Here is a 19,417-nt window from a genome sequence, read left to right as displayed (position 1 = left end):
CTACAGTTACCCAATAGTTTATCAAAAATACACCATGAATAAATCACATTCCGGAATCATTTCTCACAAACAAAGGGATAGGGCGTCAACCTTTCACACGTTAGAGCAAGCTTTTATCACAACGTAAACCAAAACGACAATTACATTTGACAAAGAGTGTATACAGATGGGCGCCCATTAGATGAGACAATGACAACCATACACATCCTATAAGCATGACATTCTTTCATAAAAAGGAGAGAGGGAACATGACCAAAACAGATGTACAAATGTTGAAAAATTATATTGGCGGACAATGGATTGAGGCAGAAACAAGTCAAACAGAGGCAGTATATAACCCAGCTACTGGAGAGATCATCGCAGAAGTGCCGCTTTCAACAAAAAAAGATGTCGAACGTGCGGTACAGGCAGCACAAGAAGCATTTACCACTTGGTCGAAAACACCCGTTCCCCGCCGTGCACGCATTTTATTTAAATATCAGCAGTTACTCGTTGAAAAATGGGATGAACTGGCTGAACTCGTAACGCTTGAAAACGGAAAAAGCATAACAGAAGCAAAAGGAGAAGTGCAGCGAGGGATTGAATGTGTCGAATTTGCCGCTGGTGCACCAACCTTAATGATGGGAAAACAATTACCAGATATCGCATCTGGACTCGAATCTGGCATGTACCGCTATCCAATAGGCGTCATCGGGGGGATTACACCATTTAACTTTCCGATGATGGTCCCTTGCTGGATGTTTCCGCTTGCCATTGCCTGCGGAAATACGTTTGTTTTAAAACCTTCAGAGCGCACGCCGATTCTTGCCGCACGATTAGCCGAATTATTTGAAGAAGCTGGTCTTCCAAAAGGGGTTCTCAACATTGTCAATGGAGCTCATGATGTCGTCAATGGTCTGCTTGAACACCAAAAGGTCAAAGCCATTTCATTTGTCGGCTCTCAGCCAGTCGCAGAATACGTCTATAAAAAAGGCACAGAGCATGGCAAACGTGTCCAAGCACTTGCAGGTGCAAAGAATCACTCCATTGTCCTCAAAGATGCAGATTTAGATGCGGCAACGAAACAAATCATTGGTGCTGCCTTTGGATCAGCGGGAGAGCGCTGCATGGCCGCGGCTGTTGTCGCGGTGGAAGAAGAAGTGGCAGATGAGTTCATTCAAAAATTAGTTGATGAATCGAACGAGCTCGTCATTGGAAATGGAATAAATGAAGATGTCTTTCTTGGTCCAGTCATTCGAAAGGAACATAAAGAACGAACGCTTCAATATATCCAGTCAGGGATTGAAGAAGGAGCAAGCCTCATTCGTGATGGTAGGAATGACCTTGAAACAAATGGAAAAGGGTATTTCGTTGGACCGACGATTTTTGACCATGTCACAAATCAAATGAAAATTTGGCAGGACGAGATTTTCGCCCCAGTCTTATCAGTTGTCCGTGTCTCTTCACTAACAGAAGCGATCGACCTGTCCAATCAATCAAAATTTGCGAACGGCGCCTGCCTTTACACGGACAGCGCATCAAGCATCAGAGAATTTCGCGAAAACATCGAAGCAGGTATGCTCGGCGTGAATATCGGTGTGCCCGCACCAATGGCATTTTTCCCGTTTTCCGGCTGGAAGGATTCTTTCTACGGGGACTTACATGCGAACGGAACAGACGGAGTAGAGTTTTACACAAGAAAGAAAATGGTGACCGCTCGTTATATGTAATCTACATTCATTGAATAAGAAGAAAAAATGCAGTTCCAAAGTGGAGGACTGCATTTTTTATTGTCTCCTAGTCAAAAAGTAAGGGTTTTCATGATGATTTTAGCAGTGATTTCCCCTAGAAATCATCCTTTGTATTCATTCTTCATCAGCGCATATCAACATAATTTGAAATTGGGCGTAAACCCCAATATTAGGAAGATGAAAACAGGAGGAAAATGACACGATGAGGAAGAGGATGAAGTGCGGTGTAGGTTTTTTGATTCTTGCTTTGGTGCTGAGCTGTATACCGGTATATGATGCGAGTGCAACAAGTACCCCCATTGCAAAACGAGTAGGAAATGCAAATCCACTCATAGACCATCACCTGGGGGCGGATCCGTTTGCGCTCACCTATAACGGCAGAGTGTACATTTATATGTCGAGTGATGACTATGAATATCACAGCAATGGAACGATTAAGGATAATTCTTTTGCGAATTTGAATAGGGTCTTTGTCATCTCTTCGGCGGATATGGTGAACTGGACAGATCACGGAGCGATTCCAGTAGCTGGCGCAAATGGGGCCAATGGCGGGAGAGGGATTGCCAAATGGGCAGGCGCTTCCTGGGCTCCATCCGCTGCGGTGAAAAAGATCAATGGGAAGGATAAATTTTTCCTTTATTTTGCTAATAGCGGCGGAGGGATTGGCGTCTTGACAGCAGACAGCCCGATTGGACCTTGGAAAGATCCTATCGGAAAAGCGCTCGTCACGCCAAATACCCCAGGGATGTCCGGTGTTGTATGGCTGTTTGATCCAGCCGTATTTGTAGATGATGACGGGACCGGTTATTTATATGCCGGAGGAGGCGTTCCAGGCGGTTCAAATCCAACGCAGGGACAATGGGCCAATCCTAAAACAGCAAGAGTTCTGAAACTAGGACCTGACATGACTAGTGTGGTTGGCAGCGCATCAACCATTGATGCTCCTTTTATGTTTGAAGATTCGGGTATGCATAAGTATAACGGTACCTATTACTATTCTTATTGCATCAATTTTGGCGGCTCCCACCCAGCAGATAAACCACCTGGTGAGATCGGTTATATGACGAGCTCAAGTCCAATGGGCCCCTTTACGTATAAAGGACACTTCCTGAAAAATCCGGGTGCATTTTTCGGCGGCGGCGGTAACAACCATCATGCTGTGTTCCATTTTAAAAACGAGTGGTATGTCGTGTATCACACGCAAACGGTGAGCTCTGCCTTATATGGAGCAGGGAAAGGCTACAGATCTCCACACATTAATAAGCTTGTGCATAATGCTGACGGCTCCCTTCGAGAGGTCGCAGCCAATTTTGAAGGAGTCAAACAGCTTTCCAACCTGAATCCTTATCAACGGATAGAAGCTGAAACATTCGCTTGGAATGGACGCATTTTAACAGAGGCCTCCTCAGCACCAGGTGGACCAGTCAATAACCAGCATGTCACAAACATTCAAAACGGTGATTGGGTGGCTGTCAGTAATGTCGATTTCGGATCGAGCGGTGCCAGAACCTTTAAAACCAATGTAGCATCCGCTTCAGGCGGACAAATAGAAGTACGTCTTGGCAGTCCAGACGGCAGAATTGCCGGAACACTCAATGTCCCTTCCACAGGCGGAAACTGGCGAGAAATAGAAACGGCAGTGAACGGAGCAGCAGGAGTGCACAACGTATTTTTTGTCTTCAAAGGAAATGGTGCCAACCTATTCCAATTTGATTCCTGGCAGTTTACTCAAAGGTAAACAAAATCAGATGCTGCGGCATCGATCACTGGTTGATGGGAGAGTGGGAAAATTTGATGTCCATAATCAAAAAACCAATTTGTACTTTATTGGTCTGCTGCACTATGCTGTCTGTCATGTTCATAGGGCCTGGGGTAACTGAGGTTTCAGCAGCAAGTGATGCGAATATTAATGTCAATGCGGAAAGACAAGTGATTCGCGGCTTTGGCGGAATGAACCACCCGGCTTGGATTGGTGATTTAACCGCCCCTCAAAGGGAAACCGCCTTTGGCAATGGGCAGAATCAATTAGGATTCTCCATTCTACGAATTAATGTAGACGAGAACAGAAATAATTGGCACAGAGAAGTTGCTACCGCCAAAAGAGCAATAGATCATGGCGCTTTAGTGATCGCTTCGCCTTGGAATCCTCCAAGCCATATGGTGGAGACTTTCAACCGTAATGGTGCGTCTGCAAAGCGGTTGAGATACAATCAATACGCCGCATATGCTCAGCATCTGAATGATTTTGTGACATACATGAAAAATAATGGTGTCAACCTCTATGCCATTTCTGTACAAAACGAGCCTGATTATGCACACGAATGGACATGGTGGACGCCTCAGGAAATCCTGCGATTCATGAGAGAAAATGCCGGCTCCATTAATGCACGCGTGATTGCACCAGAATCTTTTCAATACCTTAAAAATATATCAGATCCTATCTTAAACGATCCGCAGGCGCTTAGAAATATGGACATTCTCGGTGCCCATCTGTATGGAACCCAGATCAGCCAGCTTCCGTATCCTCTTTTTAAACAAAAAGGAGCGGGGAAAGAGCTGTGGATGACAGAGGTATATTACCCGAATAGTGATAACAATTCAGCGGACCGCTGGCCTGAGGCATTAGGGGTGTCAGAGCATATTCACCATTCGATGGTGGAAGGTGATTTTCAGGCGTATGTTTGGTGGTACATCCGCAGATCATACGGTCCTATGAAGGAAGATGGAATGATTAGCAAACGTGGCTACAACATGGCGCATTTCTCCAAGTTTGTGCGTCCAGGGTACGTCAGAATTGATGCAACGAAAAGCCCTGAACCGAATGTTTTCGTCTCAGCCTATAAAGGGGACAATAAGGTCGTCATTGTAGCGATTAATAAAAACAATACAGGCGTCAATCAACACTTTGTCATGCAAAATGGAACCGCTTCACAAGCGTCAAGATGGATTACGAGTAGTAACAGCAACCTTCAGCCTGGAACTGACTTAAATATATCAGGTAATCAATTTTGGGCTCATCTCCCGGCTCAAAGTGTGACAACATTTGTGGTCAAACGCTAAAAAAACACCAAAAGCCAATTTTCTCATTAAAAAAGAAAATTGGCTTTTTTCTGTGCAAATAGAAAGTTGATTTTTCACGATGTCTACACTTTGGGTATAATAATAACAATGACTTCAGGAGAGTGATCATAATGCCAAAGCTTCAAAGCAAAGTATTGATTATAGATGACGAAAAAGAAATTTTGGAATTAATCCATACAGTATTAACAAGAGAAGGCATTGACCGGGTGATAACAGCTTCAACTGCCCGTGATGGGCTCACGCAATTCCATCAAGAACATCCCGATCTCGTCATACTGGATATTATGCTGCCAGATGGTGAAGGCTACGATATTTGTAAACAAATCAGAGACGTCTCGCATGTTCCGATTATCTTTTTATCAGCAAAGGGAGAGGAATCAGACAAAATTGTAGGACTTGCCATTGGCGGCGATGATTACATTACAAAACCTTTCAGCCCAAAGGAAGTCGCCTACCGGGTAAAAGCCCAGCTGAGACGGTCATCATACTTACAGCCTTCTCAAGCTGATCCCGTGATCAAAAAAGGGCCATTTGAGTTAAACGAGCAGCAAGCCGAACTGACGAAAAATGGAGCGGTGATTGAGCTCACACCGAAAGAACTTATGCTGATGACCTATTTCTTGCAGCATCCGAATCGAGTGATCAGTAAAGAAACGCTTTATCAAACCGTTTGGGGAGAAGATTTCTTCGGTTCTGACAATACGGTGATGGTTCATATACGAAGACTTCGGGAGAAAATAGAGAATTCCCCATCTACACCAGAGTTTCTCGTGACGGTCAAAGGGCTGGGCTATAAATTTGTTGTAAAGGATGCGTAAGGATGAAATGGCGATTAACAGGCAGATATATGGTCTCTGTCATTATCGTGACCATTATCACGGTCTTTATTAACTTATTTGGATTCATGATCTGGCTTGTACTACAAGCAAGCAGCCAGCAAAACGAAGAAAATACGCCCGAAACCTTCACAAGAACATTTGAACAATACATAACCTTTTCCGATCAAGGCATCACTGTGAACAAAGAAGGACAGCAAGCCTTAAAACAACAAAATGCGTGGATTCAAATATTAGACGAAAATGGACAAGACGTCTATCATGCACACGCACCTAAAGGAATAAAGAGCAAATATACACCTATAGAAATCGTGAACATACATAAATATAAAGATAAGCAATTGCTATCGACCATTTATGCCGGCGGAAAAAAAGGAAAGGGTAAGGAATACAGCTACTTTATCGGGTTTAAGGACCCTTCCATCGGAAAATATTTATTTTCGTTCGACACGAAGGACTTAATATCAAGATTCAATATCGGGACGATGATTTTACTATCGATCGATGCCATCATTGCCTTATTCATTGGATACTTATTCAGCCGGCAGCTCATCAAACCGCTCGGCCGTGCCATTCATGGAATCCAGCGGCTCGCAAACGGAGATTATACGACAAAGCTGCCAACTAAGGGAATATATAAAGATGTCTTCTATAATGTCAATCACTTATCAGAGCAGCTCGCTTCAAGCCAAAAAGAAAAAGACAAATTAGAGCAAATGCGGGAAGAGTGGATCAGTCATATTTCTCATGATATTAAAACACCATTATCCTCTATTCAAGGCTATGCAGAAATCATCAAAGATCCAAATTATCCTCTTTCAGATCAAGACATCAGACATTATGCCAGCATCATAGAGAATAAATCACTGTACATCAAAGATGTCATGGAGGATCTAAATTTAACAACAAGGCTGAAAAATAACGACGTGATGCTGCATAAAGAGCTAGTGAACATTGTGCCGTTGCTGCGGAAAACGTTAATTGATCTCCTAAACGATTCGAGATATGCAGAACAGACGATTGAGCTGCAAACGAATGTAGACAAGCTCATGCTAAATATTGATACGATCCTCATACGAAGAGCGGTCACCAATCTCATTTTAAATGCCCTTGTTCACAATGATTCTGATGTGAAAATCATTGTACAGCTGGAACAAAAAGAAAATACCCACATCACGATTAAAGATAACGGCAAAGGAATCGAAGAGGCAGAGCTAGAAAAAGTGTTTGACCGCTACTATAGAGGGACGAATACAGGAGGGACACATGCAGGCTCTGGTCTCGGAATGGCCATTGCAAAGGATATTATCCAAAAGCACGGCGGGGATATTACGATACGCAGTATAATAGGGGAAGGAACAACGATTGATATCCAATTACCCGCATGAATGGACATACAAAAAAACGGTTCTGATCAATCACAGAACCGTTTTTCCCATCTATTATTCTGAAAACACTTTAATGCCTTTGACAATGTTCCAAATAAAGAAGTAGATCGCCACAAGGAATGTCACAGCATACGTTGCAATTAAGAACGGACCAGCATGTCTGATATCGTTCATGCCAAGTAAACCTGAACCAAGGATGCCAATGCCAAAAATCAAATAAGGAATAAAATGTGTCCATAGCGATTTTTTCGCATGATATTTCACTTCGTCCTTCCCTAAGAAATAGACGATAATCGGAAACAAAAATGGCGCAAAAAAGATACTGAAGTAACATAATGAAGACAAAATTTTATTTTCTCTCAAACCTTTTCACCTCTATGATTGATTTAGAAGGGGGGAGAATCATTCGACTCATCCCTCACTTCCTTACAAACCCATTGTACAACCTCAACCTTAACCTGTATTAATCCGAACCTTACAGCAACCTTAAAAATGTTAAACGATCGAACGATACATGAAAGATAAAGGAAATACAAGTTATGGAACTGCTGAGTCAAGACATAGAACCTGATACTTTAAGAAGGATTGTCCATCACAAACACGAAGAAATTGAAAGGAAAATCAAACGCTTCAGTCAAATTCAAGACCTTTTATCTAACTTGTTAAAGACCTCTGATAAACAAATACAAGTCTACCTCGAATCATTTCGTGTGATACATCAGGATGAACAATAACACAATTGACTTAAAGGAGAGAAAACAAATGAGTGTGGAAATTGTTAATGGAGAACGTTCTGAAGAAAGTATTCAATTTGAAAAATTATTCGCTTCCCAAAGTAATAAAGAGAGTTTTTCTAGTATTGAAAACACAAAAAAATTTCTTGATCAAAAAGGAATAGAAAATACTAAGCCTTATGCCATTGAGGATGATGTGAAGTTAATTAGTGAGATAAAAGAGCAGACATTCGAAGGCATGCAAGTTTTCACTTTGAATGACCAAACGTCACAAAAACAAAAAGTCATTCTATATATACATGGCGGCGCGTGGACAAATCAGCCTTTGAATTTCCATTGGTGGTTCATGGATAAGATGGCGCAATCACTCAATGCGAAAGTGGTGGCTCCTATTTATCCAAAAGTGCCTCATTATAGCTGCCAGGATACCTATCCGAAAATCCTAAACCTATATAAAGACCTTCTGAAAACTGTTGAAAGTGCCAATCAATTGACGATCATGGGAGATTCAGCTGGCGGGAATATCTCACTTGGTCTGGCGCACCTTTTAAAGAAGGAAGGTCTGCCGCAGCCGAAGGATATTATTTTATTATCTGCATGTGTTGACATGAGCTTAAGCAATCCTCTAATGTTTGAATATGCAAAAAAGGACCCGATTCTAGGTCCTGAAGGAATGGAAGTCATTGCAAAGATTTGGACAGCTGACAAAAATGTAACTGACCCATTGATCAGTCCCATTTACGGTGACTTTAAAGGACTTGGGAAGATTACTCATTTTATTGGAACACATGATATGTTATATCCAGATGCCATAAAGCTTGATGAAAAACTAACAGAACAAGGAATTGACATAAAAACCCTTGTTTATCCTGAAATGCTTCATGTATTTGTTGTCATGCCAATCCCTGAGGCACAAGATGCTCAGGAGAAAATCATTCAGGTAATCAATCGTTAGGGGTTGAGTTCACACAAAAAGATGCAGAATGATTTGATTGAAATAGTCGAAAGTTTAGTGAATGGGCTGCTTACTGGAAAGCAGCCTTTTTCAATTCAACATGAAATACATTCAGATAGTCAATTCACTTCGGGTTAAGTAATCCTTAAATTCCAATTTTTGTTTAAAACATACATATTTCCTATTAATATAATGAATGTTCACTTCTTCACTGGAGTTGACGAAGTGTCACCACTCCCTCAAACGTTATTTCAACTAGCTGATATTCGCTGCCTGTAAAACGCGGTCATTGAATCTACATTGATAAAAAGTACAATCGATAAACATAGCATTCTCCAATGTCATTCCTCTCATATCGCAGGAGGAGAATTCGCAATTGGTGAAAACGGCTTCGATTTTGGCAATGCCCACAGAGCGCAAGTCGGAACGAATAAAGGTACAATGATCAATCGTACTACCGTTGGGGTGAAATCCGTCCGAGCAAAGAGCGGGTATCTATTTCAATACAGCTTGACATGTGAATCAATTATCGATATGGTGTGAATGAGTTCACATTTTACATAAAGGAGTCATTTATGCCAAAAAATACTTTTTTTCGATTAAATGAAGCAAGGCGTGAGGACATATGTAATCGTGCTATGCATCTTTTTGTTGATCATCTTTACGAGGATATAACGATGAAGATGGTTTTGGATCGTTTGTCCATGCATCCCGGAACTTTTTATCGGTATTTTGAAGACAAAGATGACCTTTATTGTCTCTTAATACGACATGTGACCAAGAAAAGAGCTGCGTATTTTCATAACAACAATGAAGATTCTCTTTTTCAATTTTTCCTTACTGGCTTATTTGACAACACTAATGGCATTGCGACTGAGCCATTGAATGAACTGGAAATCAAACTCGTTGAAACATTTTTACACATTCCAGAGAACACCTTACTAAAAGTATATTTGAATGTGCTAAAGGGCGAGTCATTCCCCTTAATCAAGGACATGTTACGCCGCATGAGGGTTGATGGATATCTACGACCTGATATTGATGACGACCTCATTTCTTTTATGTTTGAATCTATGCAGTTTAATTTAGTCATGTTTTTTAGGGAATTCGATATTAAGGATTCTAACCTGCAGCATAAGATGAGCAAGTACTTTGCTGACTTTATGGGTCATGGGCTGCTTAGAGATGATAAATATGCTGAAGTTGTTAGCGATCTCAAGAAAGCCAAGGAATAAGGATGATGAACTGAAGATTGGATGTAACCATTTTACAGTTTTGAAAGCACTTATATCGCCATGTGTATTTCACATTCGCACTTTCATTTATTAAGGGGGAACAAAAGGATGAAAAGGTATGACACATTCCCAGAACCAATCGGCAGCTATACCGCCGCTCGTACCCAGATGGATTTTGAGTACACAGCATCAGATGACTCAAAAAGAGAATTGACCGCGTTTGTGTACTATCCGTCCGATAGCAGCGAAGGGAAGACTCCATCAACGTACATGTTTCCTGAAGTCTACGAAATGCTTCATGAGCAGCCACTTGTCACTGAGTATCTGAAAGAGAAGAATTTTTTCTCTATCGATATCAAGACTCATTGTTACGACGACCTTGCTCTTTCTGGGAAGAAAAAGCGCTATCCAGTGTTATTTTATGTTTGCGGCGGGGGCGGTTCACCGGAATGGGGGACAGCCATCTGTACAGACCTGGCAAGCCTGGGTTATGTTGTCGTCAGTATCGGCCATCAGAATAGCACAATGTATAAACGGAAAGATGGGAAGCTGTTGAATGTATCAAAGGATTTTTCGGATGTCATTATGGCGTTTTCTGAAGATCCGGAGATGATGGAGCTGGCTGGCAAGATGAAGATGCGGCCTGATGATGAAACGGCCATTGAGATGTGCCGTAACGTCCTGGCTCTGCCAATCATTAATCAGTTAACATTATATAGTGAACGACAGGCAGAAGATGTAAGGTACGTAGCCGATCATCTTCACAAACTAAACTCTGAAGAATTGGATTCTATCTTTCATGACAGACTGATGCTTGACGTCGGCATGGGCATCGTCGGACACTCTTATGGAGGACCTACGGCAGCGGTTGTTTGCAGGGATGACGACCGGTTTGCCTGCGGGATTGGCTTGGATAGCGGGGCATTCGGCCTTCTCGACAGCGACCTCAATAAACCCTTTTTGCTACTGTTTTCTGAACCGAACTATCATATGAATGCGATCATTGGCGCTAACAACAGCATGGTAACCTATTATTTCTCCGTTGATCGTGCTGCACATTTAGATTACTGTGACATCGTGTTTACCGGCGTAGATGAGCAACTGAGAGGCACAAGGGAGGCGGTAGAGATGCGAAATCTTGTGACGGACTATACGAAGACCTTTTTTGATCATTACATCCTGCAAAAGGCTGCACGTGTGGAAAGCCTGTCATATGATGGCGTGGACTTAATCAAGAAAACGAGCAACAAGTAATAACGGAGAAGCTGCTGATCAAAGCCTTTTCAAGAATCAGCTTAAAGTTGAATATCTCAGCTTTTCCGTTAAATACCGAATGCTGATTGTTTGGAAAAGAAGAGACCGTACTAAAAGATCTATATTCCAAACAGCTTGTAGTGAATGAAGAGAAAAAAATGTAAAGTGGATCAATCCATCATCTTGATGATTAAATTAAAAGGGAACCAATTCAATCATTGCTCATATTAGCCTACAAATACTTCTCCCTCCGGATAACGTATTGGGCTTTTGGTTCGTTTCATAAAGATAAATACAATGGTCAGAGAACCTACTCTGCCAATAAACATCAGAATCGAAAGAATCACCTTACCTAAAAACGTTAACTCCGGTGTTAAACCCATAGGTCAAATGAGTGCATTGGCGCTTTGATGATCCAGCAAAAGCAGAAGGAACAGAAGAAGAGAAATGGGCATTTTCCCAAAGGGTGAGAGATGAAATTGGGGGCTGATTACAGCAGTTTGCTGTGACTGAAAAATATAGTTTTACATGATAAGCCATATTGAATCAATGGCTTATTTTTGTTTCGATCAATTGAAGACGTTCAGGCAGCTAGACTTTAAAAGACTTGATATTTAGTAATAGCACATTTACAGCCATCTTGAATGAAACAGGAAGATGATAGCAGCAGACAAGATAAAAACATTTGATCCAACTCAAAAAGATATCTAGTGAATAAACGCCGCAAAAAACGATTTTTCATTGTTCTAATGAGCGATTGAATTGTTTTCGAAAAACTAGGCATGAGACAGCAAATACTGCGAATGCGCCTGCTGATCCAGCAGCAAACATCAGCTCAAATTGTTCTGATTTGGATTTGAATAACAAAGGGACAGAAAGAATGAGAGCAGCACCACTAAAGCTCAATCCTAATATCAACATTGCCAATAATTTATTCATAGAAACACCTCGCAGACTCAGCATTGAAACATTAGGAACCGACTGATCTAAGAATCATGTTATGATTTGAAATCCTTTAAAATCCCTAAATCGAAGTGTCCAATTTATATCCTATGGGTGTCGGATGATTGGGTTCATTACAATTAAAGCACACATTCATGAAATAAACCATTTTAAACGAACACTGTTCTTTACGAACTATGTTCGTTATAATATAAATGAGATGTGGTTTTACACTACTTCCATAAAGAAGAGGAGATGCATACGATGCAGGCATTATCTAAAAAACAAAAGCAAATCGCTATCATTGGAGGAGGACCAGGAGGGCTAACACTCGCCTTAATTCTGCAAAATTACGGTATACAAACAACCATCTATGAACGGGAGATGCATGACAAGAGTCTTGAAAGAGGAGGCTCACTGGATATTCACGAAGAAACAGGTCAAAAAGCCTTAAAGGAAGCAGGAGTTTATGAGAAATTTCAAAAGAACGCTCGCTATGAAGGAGAAGATTTCCGGTTATTTGATAAAGCAGGAAGAATTTATCTAGACGAAGAAACTGAATCACATGAAAAAGGCACTCGGCCAGAAATTGATCGTGGTGTTTTGTGTGAAATGCTGTTAGATCAAATTGATGCTGAAAACATCAAATACGGATATAAACTAGATAGATGTGTTTCAGTAGAAAACGGCATGACAGAACTTCATTTTGAAAACGGGGTTGTCGAGACGGTTGACCTTTTGATTGGGGCAGATGGTGCATTTTCTCGTGTACGTCCGCTGTTAACAGATATTGATATTGAATACTCCGGGCTCACAATGCTGGAACTGAATGTCCTCAACGTAGAGGTGAACCACCCTGATTTAGCTGAATTTAATAAACGTGGTAAGATGTTTGCTTTAGCAGATCACAAAGGAATTATTGGTCAGTTAAACGGAGATGGACGAATAAAAGTGTATGCAAGCCTTATGGTAGAACGCAGCTGGATCGAGACTTGTGGCATTCCATTTAATCAAGCGAATGAAGCGAAAGAACCATTATTAGAGTTATTTAGTGATTGGGATGATCAGCTGAAAAATTATATTCGTTATGCAGAAGATGTCATCATTCCAAGACGTATTTATACGCTTCCTGTCGGTTTTAAATGGAACCGTCATAAAGGAGTAACGCTTATCGGTGATGCAGCCCATGTCATGACACCATTCGCAGGTGAGGGTGTAAACATGGCGATGTTTGATGCAATGGAGCTTGCACTTGCTATTGTCCGAAATCCTAATGATATTGAAAAGGCTATTGAAGAGTACGAAGAAATGATGTATGAATATTCATCGGAAAAGGCTCAGGAATCGGAGAATAGTTTAAAACTGTGTTTTTCAAAAGACGCTGCGGTCAAGCTTGCAGATATGATGAATTCTTTTCAAGTAAACGGTGATTGATGCTCAATTTACTATTTTACTTTGACATGTTATAAAGAGAGTATGAACAATTCAAATCGTCATATTATAAGTCGCCGGTCTCGGCCGGCTAAAGAGCCCTTAAGCCGTGAGCTTATTGTTAAAACTGCCTATTCGCTTCTTAAGGAGCAAGGGATAGAGGGCATGAGTATGCGTAAGGTGGCTAAAGCATTGGATACGGGACCTGCATCCTTGTATGTCTACGTGAACAATTTTCAAGAACTAAGTGCTTACGTATTGGATTATGGTCTCGGCCAAATGGTTTATCCAGATTCAGTGGATGGCACATGGAAAGAAAAGTTATGTGAAATATTGCATACTTATTTCCTGCTGCTATTAGAAAAACCTGGTCTTGCTGAAATTTCTCTTTCCACCATTCCACAAGGAACGAACTTTCTTCAGTTGACCGAACATATTCTCGCTGCATTGCATGAAGGCGGGATCAAATCTACATCCGCTGCATGGGGAGTAGACCTGTTACTGTTATACGTATCTTCCGTAGCTTACGAAAAGGTCTCTTGGAAGAAACAAGGCTCTTCGCAGATTTCAGACACAAAAAAAGCATTTCATGATGCAGACAAAACGCGTTTTCCTTTCATTCATAGTGTAAAAGAAGAAATGTTTGCAGGTGATCCCGTATCAATGGAACGGTTCCGATGGGGAATTGACGTCATTTTGTATGGAATCCAGAAAGAAAGCAATTAGAAAGGAGCACAAGCAAAAAGCAGTCAATGGCTGCTTTTTTTATATGGTTATTTTCACATTTGTGATCTTGTGAGCATCATGATATATAAATAAATCTATATATATTGCCTTTGTATATAAAAAATTATATAATTTAATGGAATAAAAAAATGAGGTGCTTAGGCATGGAACATATGAAGAATTTATTAGAGAGTTATATTCCTTTAGCAAAATCTACTGCAAAAATGTTTGGACCAAATTGCGAAGTGGTTATTCATGATTTAACGAACCCTCAAGCATCTGTCATGTTTACAGTAAATAACCATGTGACAGGAAGAGAAATCGGCCAATCATTTGATCATCTAGTAAAGACTGTATTACAATCAGAAGATTTTAAAGAAGATTATCTGGCTGGTTATACATTTGTAACAGAAGGTAAGCGTACGATTCGTTCTTCGACTTCATTAATACGTGATTCAAAGCAAAAGGTGATTGGTGCTTTCTGTATCAATTTTGATGTTGAAGCACTAAATCAAATGCAGCAATTTATGGATACTTTTCTTTCTACACAAGTGGAAGCTCAAGAGAAAGAAACAACATCAAATGATGATCTTGAAAATGTGGAAGAAATAGTAGATCAATTGATTCAACAAATCATTCAAAACAGTGTTCATCCAGTCATGAAACGTCATGAAAAAATTGAACTAATTAAATTTATGGATGAAAAGGGCATCTTTTTAATGAAAGGATCTGTTGAGAAGGTCGCATCTATGTTAGGCATTTCCAAAGTAACCGTCTATAGCTATTTGGATGAAATCAAAAATAAATCGAGGTAAGGAGTGTCAAAATGAAAAGCATACTCGAGGTAGGAAATCTAAAATCAAACGGACACTATGCATTCGCAACCATTCATCAAAACACGGTCTATGTTTCAGGACAATTTGCCATCAATCCCGAAACGAGAGAAAAAGAGTTCGGCCCCATTGAAGAAGAGACATTACAAGCGCTTAAGAATGTAGAGATGATTGTAGAGGCTGCTGGAAGTAAAAAAGAGAAGATCTTGCGCATGACATTATACATTTCGAATATTCATTTATGGGACAAAGTAGATGCTGTTTATACTAATTTTTTCGGTGAACATAAACCAGCACGTACTATTGTACCAACGAATGAATTACATTTTGGTTTCAAAATTGAAATTGATGCCATTGCATATATTTAAGATATTTTTTTGCCTACTCTATATAAAAAATTATATTTCATATAAAAAAATATTCGAAGGGGTAGATGATTGATGAATCAATTGATTTGTAACCATTGCGGGAAAAAGTATGAGATGACACCAACTCTATGGAAATGTGATTGTGGTGGAGTATTAAATCTGGTGAAAGATACTCCGAAAATAGATGTTGCAGCTTGGGATCACTATCCAAACTCATTATGGCGTTATGTTGAAACCATGCCATTTTCAAAAGGTTCTAAGACTTGGGAAACTGTCACAATGGGGGAGGGTCAATCACCTTTAATCGTTCTAGATCCTAATGAGCCAAACACTTATGTAAAAGTTGATTATATGATGCCGACCTTATCCTTTAAAGACCGAGGAGCCGCTGTTTTGATGACAAAAGCTAAGGAACTCGGGGTATCAAAAGTGATTGCTGATAGTAGCGGGAATGCAGGAACGGCGATTGCAGCTTATGCAGCACGTTGTGGTATTGCCTGTGACATCTATCTAAGCGATGAAACTTCGCCTAAAAAGGTCGCTCAAATAAAAGCACATGGAGCAACGATTAAAGAAATTCGCGGTACACGAGAGGACATTGCAGCTGCGGCACAAAAGGCAGTAGACAATGAAAACGTTTTTTATGCAAGCCATGTGTATAATCCTTATTTTTTTGAAGGAACAAAAACATATGCCTACGAAATCTATGAGCAACTAAAAGGAGCACCTGATACTTTAATCATTCCGGTTGGAAACGGTACTCTCCTCCTAGGTGCATATTATGGCTTTAAAGAGTTATTTGAAAATGGTCTCATTCATAAAATACCGAAAATCGTTGCCGTACAAGCGAAAAACTGTGCACCCCTTGTGAAAGCTTATCAAAATGAAGAGGAATCAGCATCACCTGTGACGAATAAAGGGACCTTAGCAGAAGGGATAGCAATTGCTGCCCCAGCTCGCTCCAAACAAATTTTAGAAGCTGTACAAGATACCAATGGTTCGTTTATTGATATTGAAGAAGAAGAGATTCTAAATGCACGCTCTAAACTAAGTGAGAAAGGATTTTATGTGGAAGTGACATCTGCAGTTAATTTTGCTGGCTACATGAAATATCAAAAGGAATCAGAAGAAACCATTGTCATACCTCTTTGTGGTGCAGGGATTAAATCAAAATAACCCTATTAGAATTGTCTCTCTTTGAAAATATGGAAATCCGCCATTGCGAAGCAGATTGGTCTTACACCGACTTCCATTTGAAAAACTATCAAGATGACATCATTCCATTGCTGGATCTTTAGGATTCTGATAGTTACTTAATGCCAGATGTGTGTAAGACCGTTGCAGTTAGATTGCGTCAACTAATCCGCACTTGGCCTGATGATGATATAGATAAAAAGAACGCTCTCTATTTGGTAGGAGGAATGGAGCTAGCGCATCAACAAAATGAGCCATTGGGATTTATATAAGAATAGGAATTGTCATATGACAGACCATTGAAAGAAATGTAGATCCATTTTATGCTTTATAAACAATAGTCAAATAAGGATTCTACAATAATCAATTTTTTTGATGAATAAAAAATAAAAGAAAAAAACATTAATCAATAATTTTAACGCGAATAAATTTTTGTTCAAATCATATAATCAATTGATTATATAAGTATTCAGTTATATAATATTGGAGGAGTTGATAACAGGGACCGTCACCAATATTTGAAAAGAGGGAGGGAATCATTGTGACTTCAGATGTTTCAATTGGTTTGTTACATATGTCGAATTGTTTAAAAATACTCAGTGATCAAACAAGACTCATTATGATGAAATTGTTTTTGGAGAAGGAATATTGTGTTTGTGAACTGGTAGATATGTTCGAAATGAGTCAACCAGCGATTAGTCAGCATTTACGAAAATTAAAAAAAGCTGGATTTGTTCATGAGAACAGAAAAGGGCAGTGGCGTTATTATTCAATCAATACACTGTCTCCAGAATTTGAGACGATTCGTATCATCTTAAATCAAATTGATAAAGAAGATGACCTTTTAAAAAGTATACAACATAAAGCAACAAACATTTCTTGTTCGTAAGGAGGGATGGGTTTGAGTTTTGCCGTTTTATCATTACTCATATTTTTGTTAACTTTGGTATTGGTTATTTGGCAGCCAAAAAATTTATCCATAGGGTGGTCCGCATGTGGAGGGGCCGTTTTAGCATTAATCGTAGGTGTTGTGAATGTTGACGATGTGATCACCGTGACAGGCATCGTTTGGAATGCGACTTTAGCTTTTGTTGCCATTATCGTCATTTCACTCATACTTGATCGAATCGGCTTTTTTGAATGGGCAGCATTGCATATGGCAAAGGCTGCAAAAGGCAGTGGGCTGCGTATGTTTGTGTATGTGACCATCCTTGGTGCAATCGTCGCTGCTTTATTTGCAAACGATGGTGCAGCACTTATTTTGACACCCATTGTTTTAGCCATGGTCAGAGCATTACACTTCAATGAAAAAATTGTATTCCCTTTTATTATCGCGAGTGGGTTTATTGCAGATACAACTTCGCTTCCCCTTGTCGTAAGTAATTTGGTGAACATTGTAACAGCCGACTATTTCAACATTACGTTTATTGAATATGCATCCAGAATGGTCGTTCCAAACCTTTTTTCATTGCTAGCGAGTATCACTGTACTGTACCTTTTCTTTAGAAAGAGTATACCTAAACGCTATGATCTGACTGAGTTAAAGCACCCTAGTGAAGCAATAAAAGATCCAAAGATGTTTAGATTATCTTGGTATATATTAGCTTTTTTATTGATTGGTTATTTTGCAAGCGAGTTTTTATCTATACCTGTATCGGTCATAGCTGGTGTGATTGCCATTTTATTCTTGGTCATTGCACAAAAAAGCCCTGCTGTTCAAACAAAAAGCGTTCTAAAAGAAGCACCATGGGCGATCGTATTCTTTTCCATAGGTATGTACGTTGTTGTCTATGGCATGCGGAATGCAGGGCTCACTGATGCTCTTTCAAGCGTGATCCAAGCTGTAGCAGATCAAGGTTTATTGGCAGGGACTCTTGGTATGGGATTTATCGCAGCAATTCTTTCATCTGTCATGAATAATATGCCGACGGTCATGATCGATGCATTAGCCATATCCGGTACCGATACACAAGGAATGATGAGAGAAGCGTTAATTTACGCAAATGTCATTGGTTCAGATTTAGGACCAAAAATTACGCCCATTGGCTCCTTAGCAACACTACTGTGGCTCCACGTCCTTTCTCAAAAAGGTGTGAAGATTTCCTGGGGGACATATTTCAAAATAGGAGTCATTTTAACTGTACCAACACTATTCATCACACTTTTAGCTTTGTATTTCTGGCTATTGATTATACATTAAAGGAGACGATCAACATGTCAAAGAAAACAATTTACTTTTTATGTACCGGTAATTCTTGCCGCAGTCAAATGGCTGAAGGTTGGGCTAAAAAACATCTTGGAGATGAGTGGAAGGTCTATAGCGCTGGTATTGAAGCTCATGGATTAAACCCGAATGCTGTAAAAGCAATGAAAGAAATAGGGATTGATATATCTAATCAAACGTCTGATCTGATTGATCAGAACATATTGCAAAATGCTGACTTAGTCGTCACACTATGCGGTGATGCAGCTGATAAATGCCCGATGACTCCACCTCATGTCGAACGTGTCCATTGGGGCTTTGATGATCCAGCAAAAGCAGAAGGAACAGAAGAAGAGAAGTGGTCATTTTTCCAAAGGGTAAGAGATGAAATTGGAGATCGATTGAAACAATTTGCTGAGACTGGAGAATAATATCTTTTATATTGTGAAAGGAGACATCAATTCAGTGGATTGCGATGATCGAGTATGCAAAAATTCTATGGGATTG

The 19,417-nt window shown here is 40.1% G+C and carries 19 protein-coding genes and 1 pseudogene; 17 read left to right on the top strand and 3 right to left on the bottom strand.

Features of this window, described 5'->3' with window-relative positions; all coding sequences use genetic code 11:
• Positions 1 to 248: 248 nt before the first annotated feature.
• From C6Y06_RS16945 to C6Y06_RS16925, 5 genes are all read left to right on the top strand, one after another.
• Positions 249 to 1,709 carry a CoA-acylating methylmalonate-semialdehyde dehydrogenase gene (locus C6Y06_RS16945; RefSeq protein WP_106037271.1) on the top strand — a complete coding sequence of 487 codons (1,461 nt, stop codon included), beginning with the start codon at positions 249 to 251 and terminating at the stop codon, positions 1,707 to 1,709.
• Between the two features lie 223 nt (positions 1,710 to 1,932).
• Entirely contained in the window at positions 1,933 to 3,468 is a 1,536-nt protein-coding gene (locus C6Y06_RS16940; protein ID WP_106037270.1) for a glycoside hydrolase family 43 protein, read from the top strand.
• A 53-nt stretch (positions 3,469 to 3,521) separates the two neighbouring features.
• Positions 3,522 to 4,790 (top strand): glucuronoarabinoxylan endo-1,4-beta-xylanase XynC, encoded by a 1,269-nt coding sequence (xynC, locus tag C6Y06_RS16935; protein ID WP_095285226.1) that lies wholly within the window; start codon positions 3,522 to 3,524, stop codon positions 4,788 to 4,790.
• 131 nt (positions 4,791 to 4,921) lie between these two features.
• Complete coding sequence (locus C6Y06_RS16930) at positions 4,922 to 5,629, top strand: response regulator transcription factor (RefSeq protein WP_034660819.1); 708 nt, start codon at positions 4,922 to 4,924, stop codon at positions 5,627 to 5,629.
• Positions 5,630 to 5,631: 2 nt separating this feature from the next.
• Entirely contained in the window at positions 5,632 to 7,035 is a 1,404-nt protein-coding gene (locus C6Y06_RS16925) for a HAMP domain-containing sensor histidine kinase (RefSeq protein WP_106037269.1), read from the top strand.
• A gap of 54 nt (positions 7,036 to 7,089) precedes the next feature.
• On the opposite strand, the gene C6Y06_RS16920 is transcribed toward C6Y06_RS16925, so the two are convergent.
• The gene (locus tag C6Y06_RS16920; protein WP_034660817.1) at positions 7,090 to 7,398 is read right to left on the bottom strand and encodes a magnetosome magnetite crystal formation protein family; all 309 of its coding nucleotides are present in this window, start codon (positions 7,396 to 7,398) and stop codon (positions 7,090 to 7,092) included.
• 399 nt (positions 7,399 to 7,797) lie between these two features.
• Between C6Y06_RS16920 and C6Y06_RS16910 the strand changes: the two genes are divergently transcribed.
• Positions 7,798 to 8,724 carry an alpha/beta hydrolase fold domain-containing protein gene (locus tag C6Y06_RS16910; RefSeq protein ID WP_106037268.1) on the top strand — a complete coding sequence of 309 codons (927 nt, stop codon included), beginning with the start codon at positions 7,798 to 7,800 and terminating at the stop codon, positions 8,722 to 8,724.
• A gap of 255 nt (positions 8,725 to 8,979) precedes the next feature.
• Here C6Y06_RS16910 and C6Y06_RS20370 read toward each other — a convergent pair whose 3' ends face one another.
• On the bottom strand, positions 8,980 to 9,135 hold the full coding sequence (locus tag C6Y06_RS20370) for a pentapeptide repeat-containing protein (RefSeq protein WP_223251117.1): 156 nt from the start codon (positions 9,133 to 9,135) through the stop codon (positions 8,980 to 8,982).
• A gap of 164 nt (positions 9,136 to 9,299) precedes the next feature.
• Between C6Y06_RS20370 and C6Y06_RS16900 the strand changes: the two genes are divergently transcribed.
• The 3 genes and pseudogenes from C6Y06_RS16900 to C6Y06_RS16890 all read left to right on the top strand — a co-directional run.
• Entirely contained in the window at positions 9,300 to 9,959 is a 660-nt protein-coding gene (locus C6Y06_RS16900; protein ID WP_106037267.1) for a TetR/AcrR family transcriptional regulator, read from the top strand.
• Positions 9,960 to 10,067: 108 nt separating this feature from the next.
• Positions 10,068 to 11,213, top strand: a complete 1,146-nt coding sequence (locus C6Y06_RS16895; protein ID WP_106037266.1) for an alpha/beta hydrolase — start codon at positions 10,068 to 10,070, stop codon at positions 11,211 to 11,213.
• A gap of 397 nt (positions 11,214 to 11,610) precedes the next feature.
• Positions 11,611 to 11,703: pseudogene (locus C6Y06_RS16890) on the top strand (arsenate reductase); the annotation flags it as partial.
• A 248-nt stretch (positions 11,704 to 11,951) separates the two neighbouring features.
• Here the strand turns inward: C6Y06_RS16890 and C6Y06_RS16885 are convergent.
• Entirely contained in the window at positions 11,952 to 12,152 is a 201-nt protein-coding gene (locus C6Y06_RS16885) for a hypothetical protein (protein ID WP_106037265.1), read from the bottom strand.
• A 267-nt stretch (positions 12,153 to 12,419) separates the two neighbouring features.
• Between C6Y06_RS16885 and C6Y06_RS16880 the strand changes: the two genes are divergently transcribed.
• From C6Y06_RS16880 to arsC, 8 genes are all read left to right on the top strand, one after another.
• Positions 12,420 to 13,589 (top strand): FAD-dependent oxidoreductase, encoded by a 1,170-nt coding sequence (locus tag C6Y06_RS16880; RefSeq protein ID WP_034660800.1) that lies wholly within the window; start codon positions 12,420 to 12,422, stop codon positions 13,587 to 13,589.
• Positions 13,590 to 13,631: 42 nt separating this feature from the next.
• A complete protein-coding gene (locus tag C6Y06_RS16875; protein ID WP_034660799.1) occupies positions 13,632 to 14,312 on the top strand; it encodes a TetR/AcrR family transcriptional regulator in 681 nt (226 codons plus the stop codon).
• A gap of 164 nt (positions 14,313 to 14,476) precedes the next feature.
• On the top strand, positions 14,477 to 15,127 hold the full coding sequence (locus tag C6Y06_RS16870; RefSeq protein WP_034660798.1) for a helix-turn-helix transcriptional regulator: 651 nt from the start codon (positions 14,477 to 14,479) through the stop codon (positions 15,125 to 15,127).
• Between the two features lie 11 nt (positions 15,128 to 15,138).
• The gene (locus C6Y06_RS16865; protein ID WP_034660797.1) at positions 15,139 to 15,513 is read left to right on the top strand and encodes a RidA family protein; all 375 of its coding nucleotides are present in this window, start codon (positions 15,139 to 15,141) and stop codon (positions 15,511 to 15,513) included.
• A 72-nt stretch (positions 15,514 to 15,585) separates the two neighbouring features.
• Positions 15,586 to 16,689 carry a threonine synthase gene (locus tag C6Y06_RS16860; protein WP_034660795.1) on the top strand — a complete coding sequence of 368 codons (1,104 nt, stop codon included), beginning with the start codon at positions 15,586 to 15,588 and terminating at the stop codon, positions 16,687 to 16,689.
• 559 nt (positions 16,690 to 17,248) lie between these two features.
• The gene (locus C6Y06_RS16850; protein ID WP_034660794.1) at positions 17,249 to 17,596 is read left to right on the top strand and encodes an ArsR/SmtB family transcription factor; all 348 of its coding nucleotides are present in this window, start codon (positions 17,249 to 17,251) and stop codon (positions 17,594 to 17,596) included.
• Positions 17,597 to 17,608: 12 nt separating this feature from the next.
• Complete coding sequence (locus C6Y06_RS16845) at positions 17,609 to 18,907, top strand: arsenical efflux pump membrane protein ArsB (protein WP_041109269.1); 1,299 nt, start codon at positions 17,609 to 17,611, stop codon at positions 18,905 to 18,907.
• Positions 18,908 to 18,921: 14 nt separating this feature from the next.
• Positions 18,922 to 19,341 carry an arsenate reductase (thioredoxin) gene (gene arsC / locus C6Y06_RS16840; protein WP_034660792.1) on the top strand — a complete coding sequence of 140 codons (420 nt, stop codon included), beginning with the start codon at positions 18,922 to 18,924 and terminating at the stop codon, positions 19,339 to 19,341.
• The last annotated feature ends 76 nt before the right edge of the window (positions 19,342 to 19,417 follow it).

Origin of the sequence: Bacillus sp. MZGC1 (assembly GCF_002998605.1) — a bacterium.
In the GTDB taxonomy this organism is placed as follows: domain Bacteria; phylum Bacillota; class Bacilli; order Bacillales; family Bacillaceae; genus Bacillus.
Note: the sequence above shows the minus strand (reverse complement) of the source record. Positions and strands in the feature narration are given on the sequence as shown.